Origin of the sequence: Salinivibrio sp. PR932, assembly GCF_001996125.1 — a bacterium.
In the GTDB taxonomy this organism is placed as follows: Bacteria; Pseudomonadota; Gammaproteobacteria; order Enterobacterales; family Vibrionaceae; genus Salinivibrio; species Salinivibrio proteolyticus.
This window is the reverse complement of sequence record NZ_MUFM01000036.1, coordinates 24,247-37,005: the sequence shown is the minus strand read 5'-3', so window position 1 is coordinate 37,005 and position 12,759 is coordinate 24,247. Positions and strand designations below refer to the sequence as shown.

General features: G+C 50.9%; 8 protein-coding genes. 3 read left to right on the top strand and 5 right to left on the bottom strand.

All coding sequences use genetic code 11. The features are described 5' to 3' along the window. Positions 1-21 precede the first annotated feature (21 nt). On the top strand, positions 22-900 hold the full coding sequence (locus tag BZG84_RS14120; RefSeq protein ID WP_077678357.1) for a LysR family transcriptional regulator: 879 nt from the start codon (positions 22-24) through the stop codon (positions 898-900). A 131-nt stretch (positions 901-1,031) separates the two neighbouring features. Next, complete coding sequence (locus BZG84_RS14115; protein WP_077678356.1) at positions 1,032-3,197, top strand: YgiQ family radical SAM protein; 2,166 nt, start codon at positions 1,032-1,034, stop codon at positions 3,195-3,197. 77 nt (positions 3,198-3,274) lie between these two features. Here BZG84_RS14115 and BZG84_RS16355 read toward each other — a convergent pair whose 3' ends face one another. The 3 genes from BZG84_RS16355 to BZG84_RS14105 form a co-directional block, all read right to left on the bottom strand. After that, a complete protein-coding gene (locus BZG84_RS16355) occupies positions 3,275-3,430 on the bottom strand; it encodes a hypothetical protein (RefSeq protein ID WP_157891173.1) in 156 nt (51 codons plus the stop codon). A gap of 67 nt (positions 3,431-3,497) precedes the next feature. Next, a complete protein-coding gene (ydiJ, locus tag BZG84_RS14110) occupies positions 3,498-6,593 on the bottom strand; it encodes a D-2-hydroxyglutarate dehydrogenase YdiJ (RefSeq protein WP_077678355.1) in 3,096 nt (1,031 codons plus the stop codon). Between the two features lie 141 nt (positions 6,594-6,734). Continuing rightward, positions 6,735-8,216 (bottom strand): bifunctional NUDIX hydrolase/phosphatase PAP2 family protein, encoded by a 1,482-nt coding sequence (locus BZG84_RS14105; RefSeq protein WP_077678354.1) that lies wholly within the window; start codon positions 8,214-8,216, stop codon positions 6,735-6,737. Between the two features lie 50 nt (positions 8,217-8,266). Between BZG84_RS14105 and BZG84_RS14100 the strand changes: the two genes are divergently transcribed. Then, a complete protein-coding gene (locus BZG84_RS14100) occupies positions 8,267-9,892 on the top strand; it encodes a VRR-NUC domain-containing protein (protein WP_077678353.1) in 1,626 nt (541 codons plus the stop codon). Between the two features lie 79 nt (positions 9,893-9,971). On the opposite strand, the gene BZG84_RS14095 is transcribed toward BZG84_RS14100, so the two are convergent. Then, positions 9,972-10,712 (bottom strand): PilZ domain-containing protein, encoded by a 741-nt coding sequence (locus BZG84_RS14095; protein ID WP_077480091.1) that lies wholly within the window; start codon positions 10,710-10,712, stop codon positions 9,972-9,974. Positions 10,713-10,813: 101 nt separating this feature from the next. Next, positions 10,814-12,103, bottom strand: a complete 1,290-nt coding sequence (locus BZG84_RS14090; protein WP_077678352.1) for a DUF945 family protein — start codon at positions 12,101-12,103, stop codon at positions 10,814-10,816. Between the last annotated feature and the right edge of the window lie 656 nt (positions 12,104-12,759).

The following is a 12,759-nucleotide window of genomic DNA, read 5'->3' as shown; positions in this document are numbered from 1 at the left end:
ATCCATATCTATTATTTATACATGGACATTAAACAGCTGCGTTACTTTATTGCTGTCGCGGAGGCGGGGAGCTTTACCCACGCCGCACAGGAGCTTCACATTGCGCAACCTGCGTTGAGTATCGCGATCAAAAAGCTTGAACACCATCTTTCTATGCCCCTTTTCGTGCGCGGCGAGAAGCGGATTCAGCTAACGCAAGAAGGCCAAGTGCTGCTCACTCATGCGCATCGTGTGGTGCAACAGATGCGCGATACGGCCACCGCAATGGATGAGCTGAAAGGGTTGCAAAAGGGCGAGGTTCGGATTGGTGTGCCCGGTATGCTGGGTTCCTACTTTTTTCCGGACTTATTGATGGGGTTTCGGCGACGCTATCCTGACTTAAAGTTAACCATTATCGAAGCTGGCACCCACTCATTGCGAAAGATGCTATTGGAGAGTGACTTGGATCTGGCGGTGATCACTGCCAGTGATGTGCCCTCATCGTTAGAAACCATGCCTCTCATTTCCTCGCAAATGGTCGCAGTGGTCAGTGAGGAACACCCACTTGCCGGCTGCCAAACCCTCGACTATCAGACCTTTTTCGATCATGAACTGATCATGTTTCGTCCCGGCTATTTCCATCGTGACTATTTGGATCATATTTGCCATCAATACGCGATACGCCCCAAACTGTCTTTGGAAACGAATTTGCTGGCGATGATTTTAAACATTGTGCGTCATGGCGTTGCGATTAGCGCATTGCTTGAGATGGTAACCGAGCACGAGCATGGCATTGTGGGGATCCCATTCACTCAGCCGATTAACCTCGATATCTCAATGGCATGGCGTAAGGATGGTTATCTGTCTTTGGCTGATCGTGCCTTTATTGATTATGTAAAAACCCACAACCCCTCCACGTAATAGAGTACCCGCTGGGATCATTTGCCCCTATACTCCATGCAGGAATACCGCTAAAATCGCCGGCTAATTTATCGCCCGTCTTGGGGTATCACCCATCCTCAAGGCCTCTGGGCTGACCAAGAGACGATAACGTGACCCCAACTGCTATTTACGATTACACCCCCTACTGGGCCGCTTGCTTTGAACCGGCGCCTTTCCTGCCTACAACCCGAGAAGAGATGGATATACTCGGCTGGGATAGCTGCGACATCATCATTGTGACCGGTGATGCCTATGTCGATCACCCCAGCTTTGGTATGGCGGTGATTGGTCGCGCGCTTGAAGCACAAGGCTTTCGAGTCGGGATCATTGCGCAGCCTAATTGGCATAGCAAAGATGACTTTATGGCATTGGGGGAACCGAACCTGTTTTTTGGTGTTACCGCGGGCAATATGGACTCCATGATCAACCGCTACACCGCGGATAGAAAACTGCGTCATGATGATGCCTATACGCCTAACAATGAGGGTGGAAAGCGCCCCGATCGCGCTGTACTCGTATACTCACAGCGTTGTCGAGAAGCGTACAAGCAAACCCCGATTGTGCTGGGCGGCATAGAAGCCAGCTTGCGCCGTTTAGCACACTATGACTATTGGTCAGACAAAGTCCGTCGCTCTGTGTTATGTGATGCGAAAGCCGACATTCTGCTGTTTGGCAATGCGGAACGTGCCTTGATTGAAGTGGCTCACCGTCTTTCGCGGGGCGAAGCACTGGCTGATATGACACGGATCGCGGGGACAGCAGTGATGATGAAGCATCCCCCAGAAGGCATGGCCGAAGTTGACTCAACGCGCATCGATAAGCCGGGTAAAGCCATGGTGATGCCAAATCCCTACGCCACTGAAACGCAATGTGAAACGAGTAAGAAAGCTGAACCTGACGCAGCGAAACCGATCACGATTCGTCCTTCTCGCCACGATGCGAAAAATACCTATGTGCGTTTGCCGTCATTTGAGAAACTCAAAAACGATCGCATTTTATACGCCCACGCCAGTCGCGTGATGCACTTAGAAGCCAACCCCTATTCAGCGCGCGCTCTGGCCCAACAACACGGCGATCAGCTGCTTTGGATCAATCCACCTCCTGTGCCACTGACTACCGAAGAAATGGATTACGTGTTTGGTCTTCCTTATGCACGTGTTCCTCATCCTAAATATGGAAAGGCGAAAATTCCCGCCTACGACATGATCAAAACCTCAGTAAACATTATGCGTGGGTGTTTTGGCGGATGCTCATTTTGCTCAATTACCGAGCACGAGGGACGGATCATTCAAAACCGCTCACATGAATCGATCATTGAAGAGCTCAACGATATTCGTGATAAAGTGCCCGGCTTTACCGGCACCATTTCTGATCTCGGTGGGCCTACCGCGAACATGTACCGTTTAGGCTGTTCGGACCCCAAAGCCGAGCGCAACTGTCGGCGACCGTCTTGCGTGTTTCCTAAAATTTGCGACAAGTTGAACACGGATCACCGTCATACAATTGATTTATATCGTAAAGCTCGCCAAGTCGAAGGGATTAAAAAAGTCTTGATCGCGTCAGGCGTCCGGTACGATCTCGCGATTGAATCGCCCGAATACGTGAAAGAGTTGGTCACCCACCATGTTGGGGGTTACCTCAAAATCGCCCCCGAACACACCGAGAAAAACACCCTCGATCTAATGATGAAACCGGGGATGGGCGCCTATGAGCGCTTTAAAGCCCTGTTTGAAAAATACAGCAAAGAAGCAGGCAAAAAACAATACCTTATCCCCTACTTTATTGCCGCTCATCCCGGATGTACGGATGAGGATATGGTGCATCTGGCATGCTGGCTGAAAGAAAACGACTTTGAGTGTGATCAGGTGCAGAACTTCTACCCATCACCGATGTGTAATGCCACCGCGATGTATCACTCTGAGACCAACCCACTGAAGCGCGTGAAGTATAAAAAACGCGAAGATCTCACCGTCGCCAAAGGCGAACGTCAACGTAGACTGCACAAGGCACTGTTGCGTTACCACGACCCTGCTAACTGGCCACTGATCCGTGATGCTTTGGTACGTATGGGTAAAAGCCACCTTATCGGTAACGGCCCTAAATGTTTGATCCCGAAAGAAGACGCCCCTGCTAAAGTGGGACGTCAGCGCCGCTCTGGACGTCATGGCACCCAGCGCTTTGCGACCAAACATCCGAATCAACCCGATATTCGTCGTCCCAGCGGCAAAAGCCGTGCGTCGGCCACTACCAATAAGCCGTCTCGCAAGCGTAAATAACCGTTTAGCGATAGGATCAAAAACGCCCCAACATCGCGCGATGGGGGCGTTTAACCGTTTGCCGAGCAAACAGGTCGTTAACGAAATAGCTCGGCGCCAATGACCATCAGCGCAAGCACGCCCGCAATCCCCCCGACAACCCACGCAATTTTCTTTTGCGTGCCCTCATCAAGGTACTGTGCCGCGGTGATACCAACCAAAACCAGCAAGATGATAACGATCGTTTTAAGCATCTGTTTTGCCTTCGTTTTTAGCCATTATTTCACTGTACGCGAAACCCATTTACGTGCAAGCTCAATGTTACTTTACGTGTTCAGTATGGACACGATCACTGCGGGTGCACGCTAAACGCAGCAATACCTGCAATGGATGCCGCAATTGTTGCTCACTAAACCGTTTGACCTGACTGCGACACGAATAGCCCGTCGCGAGGACTCGCTCCGCCGGCAATTCGGCCAACTTGCCTGACCAACTTAAATCGTAAATGGCTTGCGAGGTCTCACGCTTATCGGCTTCGTGGCCATAGGTACCCGCCATACCACAGCATCCAACCGATACCGGTTTTAGCTCGGCACCAAAGTGAGCGAACAGTTGTGCCCACTGCTGCTCTGCATGTGGCAATTGTGTTTTTTCAGTACAGTGACCAAACAGATACCAGGTTCCCGCATCTACATTGTCCGCTGACGGCAATGTTGGCACCACTGACATCAACCACTCGTGACTTAGTTGAACGTTAAAATCGCCTCGTTTTTTGCCCAACGCTTCGCAGTATTCATCACGATAGCAAAGCACCAAGGCCGGATCGACGCCCACTAGGGGAATATTCAGCGCAGCAAGTTGATTAAGAAACGCAGCGGTATTCTGTGCCGTTGCCCCAAACCGACGTAAGAAGCCTTTCACATGCTGGGCCTTACCGTTGGGCTTAAACGGAACCAACATCGGCACTTTCCCCAGTTGGCGCGCAAGCTGAATAAGATCATGCACAAGCGGTGCTTCATAAAAGCTGGTAAACGGATCTTGGACAATCAACACATAATTTTCACGCTCTTGCGCAGACAGAGCTTGCAGCCAAGTTAGATCAAATTTTAGCGCATGATCGCCAGCCAAAGACGCTGCTAAGGTGGGCACCGATAACGCAGGCGTATCAGTATATCCCACCAATCTTGCCGTCAACCCTTGTGCCCAGCTGGGTTGAGTGACGGCGTTTACCAACTTGGGCGCTTTTGCCATCAGGGGCAATAACGTTTCAATGTTCGCCACGAGGTGGTCTTTGATCGGACGCGGGTAGCGGCTGTAATACAATTGCATAAACCGAGAGCGAAAGCTGGGAACGTCGACTTTAATCGGGCATTGGCTCGCACACGCTTTACACGCCAAACAGCCATTCATCGCTTCCATCACTTCGTGGCTAAAATCGTCCGCTTGCTTACGTCGAGTAAAATAGCGGCCAAATTTTTTCATCACCTCACGCACCGAAGGGGATTGGGTCATTAGGGCCTGTTCCACATCGAGCGGATCGACACCCTGCTCAGCCAATAGACGCAACCATTCCCGTACGATCCCCGCGCGTCCTTTGGGAGAATGGCGACGGTCGTAGCTAACTTTCATCGACGGACACATCGGTGACGCGGTGTCATAGTTAAAGCACAACCCGTTTCCGTTACACTCCATCGCGCCTTTAAAGCTGTCGCGAACCTCAACGGGGATTTGCCGGTCATAAAAACCACGCTTGGTGTCATCAACACGAACCAACGCATCTTCGCTATTAATAGGCGTACAAATTTTGCCGGGGTTCATGCGGTTTTGCGGATCAAATGCCGCTTTCACCCGCCGTAATTGGGTAAACAAGGTGTCACCAAAAAACGCCGGTCCGTATTCAGAACGATATCCTTTGCCATGCTCCCCCCACATCAAACCACCGTATTTCGCGACCAGCGCAACGACTTGGTCTGACAGGGTTTTCATGATTCGCTCTTGTTCCGGATCGCACAGGTCTAGTGCGGGGCGAACATGGAGCACACCCGCATCGACATGACCAAACATGCCATAATGCAGATCATGGCTGTCTAACAAGGCTCGAAATTCACTAATAAAGTCGGCTAGGTGTTCAGGCGGCACACAGGTATCTTCGGCAAAAGGCACCGGCTTCGCTTTCCCTTTCGTCGCCCCGAGCAGGCCGACCGCCTTTTTTCTCATCGCATAAATCTTGTTGATCGACGCGAGATCGCGACAGATTTGGTAGCCAATCACGCCCTGTTGCTCGTGCTCAATCAAGGCATCCAGCTTGTCACAAAGAGCGGTAATTTGTTGGTCAATATCGTCAGCGTCATTGCCTGCAAATTCCACCATGTTGATGCCATGCATGGTTTTACCCGGCACGTCTTGCAACAAATCACTCACGGTGTGCCAGACAATGTCGTTGCGTGCCAAATCCAACACCTTGGCATCGACAGTTTCAACCGATAACGCCTTGGCCTCGACCATCATAGGAGCATTGCGCAAGGCAGAGTCAAAGCTGTCGTACTTGATGTTGACCAAGGTGCGCACCGTCGGGATCGGAGTAATGTTTAAGGTCGCTTCGGCAATAAAGGCCAGCGAGCCTTCCGCGCCGCATAAGACGCGGCCGATATCAAACCGACTCAATGCGTCATCATAGACATGCTTGAGATCGTAACCAGTAAGAAAGCGGTTTAAAGGCGGAAAGGTACGCGTAATCAAATCTCGGTGCTCTCTACACACCGACGAGACAGTCTCTAATGCGCGACCGGCAAGATCGTCTCGCTCCATCGCATGATTTAATTGATCACTATCTAAAGGTTGCGTATCTAACACACTGCCATCGACGAGTACCGCCTTTAGACCCAATACATGGTCAGACGTTTTCCCGTAACGAAGCGAGCCTTGTCCCGATGCATCCGTATTGATCATACCGCCAATGGTGGCGCGATTACTGGTCGAAAGGTCGGGCGAGAAGAAGAAACCGTAAGGCCGCAGGACATCATTGAGCTGATCTTTAATCACACCAGCTTGCACCCTGACCCAGCCTTGCTCTGGGTTTACCTCCAATACCTGATTCATGTGGCGAGAAACATCTACCACCACATGTTTCGTCAGTGACTGACCGTTAGTGCCCGTTCCGCCACCGCGAGGAGAGAATTTAATCGCATTGAAAGGCGGCGCTTGTACGGTGTGCCCAATGAGTGCGAGGTCGTCCACACTCGCGGGGAAAAGCACTGCTTGTGGCAGTGCCTGATAGACGCTGTTATCGGTCGCCACCGCCAATCGGCTCGCGTAAGTTGACTCAATATCGCCTTCAAAGCCTGCTTGCTGCAAAGCGGTTAGAAAATCAACGACGGCGGACGACAAGCCCGCCTGTGGGTGTATTGCCGGTATCATTGCTGTTCCTGTGCGCAGTATCCACCATGCCTGGTGTGACTTTTTGTTGTGCTGTCACTTTACCTTAACTCTACGCGCAGCCAAAGCGATCACCCACAATTCACCATCAACCCATCACAAAGCACCACTCGCCAAACGTAGCTATAACGATTGCATGCCTATTTTTCGGGCTAACCAACGTGCTAACTCAGGGCTGGCGATCAATGCCCAAGGCGGAATGCTCCAAATTGCCATGCACGTGAAAATCAGCAACACCCAACTGACCCCAGTTAACTGGCTGACACCATAAGCAATACCGAGAATGATCCCCGCGCCGAGAATAATCCACGCAAAAGTGAGTATTTTTCCGCCTCGTGTTTGTGCGGGTTTACGGGTTGGGAACAGCTTATGCCAAACTTGACCGGTATAAACGCCGGCCGCGAGTGCGGCAAGATACAGCAAATTTGGCAACTTCACCGCCAATGCTGCAAGCGCCAATACGATGCATACCAACAGCCATATCCGTGCGGTATTGAGCAGAGGACGCGCATTTTTTACCGTCAGACTATCGAGTTTGACGGTCACACTTGCAATGCCGGCACCAATCAAGCCGCCAATGATGACATCACTGGCAAAGTGTACACCGAGGTACATCCGATTCAGGCCCATCAATACAATCACTAATACTGTCAGCGCCAACGCTCCATAGGCGGGCGGATGCTCAGCGCGCCGCTTAAGATACCAGGCCGTTGTTACCGCTGCCGCCAGTAAGGTGTGGCCGCTCGGTACTGTAAAACCTCTCGCATCACCGATTTTTAACTCGGGCCAAATAAAGAAAGGCCGAGGCATTGCAAAGCCGCTTTTTAGTAGGGTTGATACCGCGGCAGCACTGATCAGCAAAAACAACAAAGACAAGGCCGATTTATGGCCCCTGAAGACCAGAAATAGCGGCACAAAAGCAAGATAGAATGCCGTTTCCCCTAAAATATTGACCAGCCAAAAGACCTGAGTGGTGAACGAAGCCATAGTCTCGCCCATTGCGGCAACGGCTTGCTGGACACCCGAGACTAACCCGTACTGACTCACATAAAAGGCAGGGGCGAGTGCGCTAAAGTCTGCCAACGCGGTCACATCGCTGCTTGGCACTTTATCGACCAACGACCACAGTAGCGCTCCCCTATCATTAAATCGGTATTGATAGTCTTCAGCGTGCGCTTTGGGTACGAGTCGGGCTTCGTCAATTTCAGAGGCAAAGTTCGGCGCCAGCCACGCAGGCAAGATGCCAGTACCATCCGCTTGGGAGACAACCGGTAATGGGGCCAGGCTGCGACAATCAAACAAGACGCCGCGATGATCCTGATAGCGCACCTTACCAACATCGACGCGAATAGCGGTCTCTTCAAACACTTCTCGTGCCAAGGCTTTTTGCGGGGATTCCACAAGGCTCACACGACCGCCCGGTAATCCATAGCGGCCACTGACACGGTCTTTGACGAGCAGCAACCGCCCAGCAGGATCAACCACCATACAGGCCACGCCAGCGATCCCTTGCTCAGGTGAAAACGTATTCTCTGCGTCGGCTAACACAGAACTCGACACCAACCAACTAACAACTGACAATAGTAAGGCGATACTCCGTTTCATTCGGCAGCTCCTGAATGCATGTGTCGTAACAAAACAAAAAAGGACAAAGGATGACGCAGCCTGACCCTCTTACTCCCTATTATTATCATCATAACTTCCTATGCTTGATGGATTTAGTGTCTGAACGTGATTGGGATCTGCTCAATCACGCAGAGCGTCATTGGATCACCACCTTTCAACAGCTTAGCTTTAAGGCGCAATGTTTGCTGATCCGATTATTGATGCGTCGTCATGATTGGTTTGTCGCCGAAAAATTGGTGTATCACGAACTCGGCGACTTGTCTCCCTTGCTGGATGAATTGGCCACGCAGGGCTATGTCCGCCTCACCCATCAGGCGGCCACCGAGGTGGTGCTGAATCTTCTGACCAAACCCCAAATGGCTCGCGCTTATCCGCAGGCAAACATGCCAAAAAGCGCCAGTAAAGCGCAATGGCAAGCGGCGATTCAAGCGACGTATGGCGACACGTTGACCAGCCCAACCATGCTCATTGAGTGTCTGCAACCTGAGTTGTTATCCGTATTTTTACTGCTTTACTTTGGTAACTCGCGCCAAGATCTAAGTCAGTTTGTGGTGGCCGAGCTGGGCATTCAAACCTTTGAGGCTTATCCTCTCCGTCAATCAGAGCGTCTCTTGCAATGCCGTGAACATATCGACCATTGGTTACACTTGTCGGCATTGAATGAGCATTATTGGCAAGCGAAAAAAGCCAAGCAACCCGACATCATTCTCGCCCTAACTGACCAGCTTCCCGCGCCGTACGCATGGCCACCACTGGAGCGGAAACGCCAACGGTTAGTGAATCGCATTGCCCGTGAACACGAACGCCATGCAAACCTTGATACGGCACAAATGCTCTATCAAACCACCACACAGCCTCCAAGCCGTGAACGACAAGCGCGGATAGCCATCAAGCAAGACGATATCGACTTGGCCTCCACACTGATCGGCACCATGTTGCGCGCTCCTCATGATGAGGATGAACGTGACATCGCCTGTCGCCTCGCCAAACAAAAAAAGATCCAACAACATATTGGGCTCCATGAATTGCCTGCGACGCCGATCAGCGAAATACACACAGAGCACCTGGCTTTACCCTTGCACGATCGCGTTGAGTGGGAAGTTGCCGATTATTATCGCGCTCAAGGTTGGACAGTCTGGTACAGCGAAAATTGCTTATTGAACGCACTTTTTGGCTTGTTTTTTTGGGACATCCTTTTTATGCCCGTCCAAGGGGCATTTCTTAACCCATTTCAGCGCGGGCCACGTGATTTATACAGCGAGGAGTTTTGTGCTGCACGCCAACCCGCCATTGACGATCGCCTCAGTGACATAGACAACGCGCGTGCGCTGATAAAGCAGCATTATGCAGAAAAGCACGGTATCACCAATGATTGGGTCCACTGGGGAGTTATCGAATGGCCGTTACTGGACGCAGCGTTACGCGCGCTCTCCACCCACCAACTCAAAGCGTGTTTCGAAAGAATATTGTTTGATCGACGACATAATCGCAGCGGTCAGCCTGATCTTTTTATGTGCCGAGCCGATGACTATCAGTGGGTCGAAGTAAAAGGACCCGGCGATACGCTCCAGCACCATCAAAAACGCTGGCTGCACTTTTTTAATCATCATGCCATCAATGCAAAAGTCATCTATGTGCAGCGCTGCCCGCAGTGATAATGATGCGATTACTGGACAGCGCATGGCGATGCAAGGCCTCGCCTAAAGAGAGTGGAGGGAGCTTAAAGTGACACTGTCACTCATCACTTTCAACGGTGGGATTAAAAATGTAGCGTGAGCCGTCAAAGACTAAGCGTTTAATCAATTCACGACAGTGCTGAAGTCCTGATTGATCAAAAGACAAGCCGTAGCGCTGCATGCCCCACTTTTGTTGACGATTCTCTACTTGTCCACTCAGCACAAAACAGTCATCCCCGTGAGAAGGCCGGACTTGAATCGCGAGTTGGTGCTTCATTTCAAACACGGGAGCAATAGCATCAAAACTAAATCCACAACCACCGGCGGAGATATCGGTTAGGTTGACCGACAAACGTCGCTTCTCAAGTGGGATTTCACCTTTGACGTTGAGCTCATAACGGCTTTCTTTCCGCTGTTGAATCAGCTTGGCTTGCTGCGGTAATTCCACCAGCATAATCGCGACTGGCGACATCATGATGTGTGAGATCCGTGAGGCAAAACGAATTTTGGTGCCTTCGCCCTCATCCGATACGCCATCAACCGCAATGCGATACCCTTCGACAAAGAACTGGTTTAACTGCTTAATGTTACGGGTGGGAATGGTAAAGAACAGTCGCTGTTCGCCATCAAAGCCAATGAAGGTACTCTGGCAGCTAAAAATTTGCCCAACCGGGGTTTTAATTTGTACGTGAGTGGCGGTGCCATGTTTAAGAAAGCCAACTGCACGTAAGCCAATCACGGCTTCTTCACGCACTGTTTTATACTTTTTGGCTTTAAGATCTGGGAGTGCTTGGGTCATGAATTATCTTATAGCGTTATAGTTATCAACTATTTATACAGCTAGCGAAATAAGGGGTCAACAATGGAGCACACTAAGACTGTGCCCCATCACTGATTGTGTTAGATCATTAACATCGCAAATAGCATCAGCGGCATCGACTCGCCATTACTAGACACAATTTGATTACCCTCAATAGTGGCAGTGAGCTCAAACTGTCCCTCATTCATCGTCGCGTATCCCGCTTTGATCAACTGCTGTTTTTTCGCCTGCCATTGCGGCTGGCTTAGCAATGCGTCGGGCACAGTAATGTCGATATTGCCTGACAAACGGCTGACCAAGGCATTTAAGTCTAACTGCGCAGCGGCTTGTGGGTCCGCTTTGGCTAAGTTCAGCGCAACATTAGCGCTTACATCGCCATCCGGTAAGGTGATGCTCGCCGGTGCAATATCTAACGCTAGTCCTTGCTGTAATAGCGTCATCATCGCTTGATCCAGTGCGTCAACTTGCTCTGGGTTCTCAAGATCAGATGATAGGCCGGCGATCGTCGCCATCGCCTGATAGTCTAGCCCTTTCGCATCAAAGACCAACGCGATGTTGCGCCATTCACTGTTATCCGGCAACGTAAATGAAGACACGGTAATGCGGTTCGCATTATCAATGCGCGCACGTGTGTTTTCGTCTGCATTGACCATTTGATTGCTGATCTGAATTTGACTTTTTCCGACTCGATAAGCTTGGTTGCTGGTATCAACCAGACGCATGCCTTCAACCGAAAATGCCTGCTCACCAATCCAAAGATCATCTTGTAAATAACCCCGTCCTTGACCCTTAGCCGTATCTATTTTTATCTGCTCACCGTTATCGGCGTTCAGCGCCGCCGCTGGCCAGTTAAAATCAAAGGTAATTTCACCATCGCGCGCCAAGCTCCCCATCAAGGTGAGCTCGCTGGCTGTCAGATTCTTGCCTTCATTCGTGAATGAGAAAGGCGCGACGGTCAACTGATAATCCGATGCTCCTGTCACAAGCGTTTCCATATCCAAGCGGATAGGGGTCGGGTTACCCGGCCATAGTCGCTGGGTGAGTGTTTGTAGCTCGGGGGTCAATACTAAGGTATTGGTGGATGATACGCCGAGCACACCATGGGTGATCTCTGAGGAAAGATCATACTCACTGGGCAGACCCGCCTCTTCTAGAGCCAGCTTGACGTCACCTTTAAAGTGCAAACGCGTCACAGCGCGAGAATCAAGGTAACCGCGATGGTATTCCCGTTGTTCCACCGTGATCTCTGGCGAGCTAAACTGTGCCACTTCGCGTTCATACATAGATTGCGCGATTTGACCGGTGGCAAACGGCCAACATGCCGCCACCGCAACAGCGCCAGCCATGGCGCCGTATTTTCCTAGAAACATATCTTTTGCCCTCAAGGCACTCGAAAAGCTCTAGTGTAACCAAAAATAGACGGTGACGATAACACTGACATGGCATCCTGCGTGACGGGCGACAACCGCCGATATAGCAATCCGTATCTTTTTACATGAAAAACCACATATCTTACTGATTTTTATCAGTTAAAAAACAAATTCGCACCGGTGATTATTTTATAAAATAGCATTAGATCTCCCAGCCACCTCACGCTATGATGATTCGTCCTACTCGCCAGCCTACTCGGCGCAACATAGTAGGAAAACACTACCATTGACGCGTCTCTCACCGCTTAGATGAAGGCTCAAATTATTCATACAGCCATCACTTTGCCCAGCGCGTGTTCAATGCGGTCGACGTTTGATTCTCAGAGGCACATTCGATGTATGTATTCGCGCGTTTTCGGTATGCGTGGAATAGCGGACAGCGCGGCGTCAGCGTCGGCCTCTCCTGTTTAATGGCTGCGCTAGCCGTTTGCATGTTGCTCCTCGCCGCATCGCCAACCTCTTTACATGCCGCGCCATACATCGCTTCTCCCTTAGGCCATCTCATTGCTGATTCGGCCGCGGCCTCCCATAGCCACCATCGTCCTGATATTGCATGCTTGGTAAGTCGCCTTGGACTGTCACGAGCAACAAATGAC

Excerpts from the sequence above, each read along its gene's own strand:
- BZG84_RS14105 (WP_077678354.1), bottom strand. The coding sequence starts at position 8,216 with ATGAAACGGAGTATCGCCTTACTATTGTCAGTTGTTAGTTGGTTGGTG.
- ydiJ (WP_077678355.1), bottom strand. The coding sequence starts at position 6,593 with ATGATACCGGCAATACACCCACAGGCGGGCTTGTCGTCCGCCGTCGTT.
- BZG84_RS14100 (WP_077678353.1), top strand. The coding sequence starts at position 8,267 with ATGACGCAGCCTGACCCTCTTACTCCCTATTATTATCATCATAACTTC.
- BZG84_RS16355 (WP_157891173.1), bottom strand. The coding sequence starts at position 3,430 with ATGCTTAAAACGATCGTTATCATCTTGCTGGTTTTGGTTGGTATCACC.
- BZG84_RS14095 (WP_077480091.1), bottom strand. The coding sequence starts at position 10,712 with ATGACCCAAGCACTCCCAGATCTTAAAGCCAAAAAGTATAAAACAGTG.
- BZG84_RS14090 (WP_077678352.1), bottom strand. The coding sequence starts at position 12,103 with ATGTTTCTAGGAAAATACGGCGCCATGGCTGGCGCTGTTGCGGTGGCG.
- BZG84_RS14120 (WP_077678357.1), top strand. The coding sequence starts at position 22 with ATGGACATTAAACAGCTGCGTTACTTTATTGCTGTCGCGGAGGCGGGG.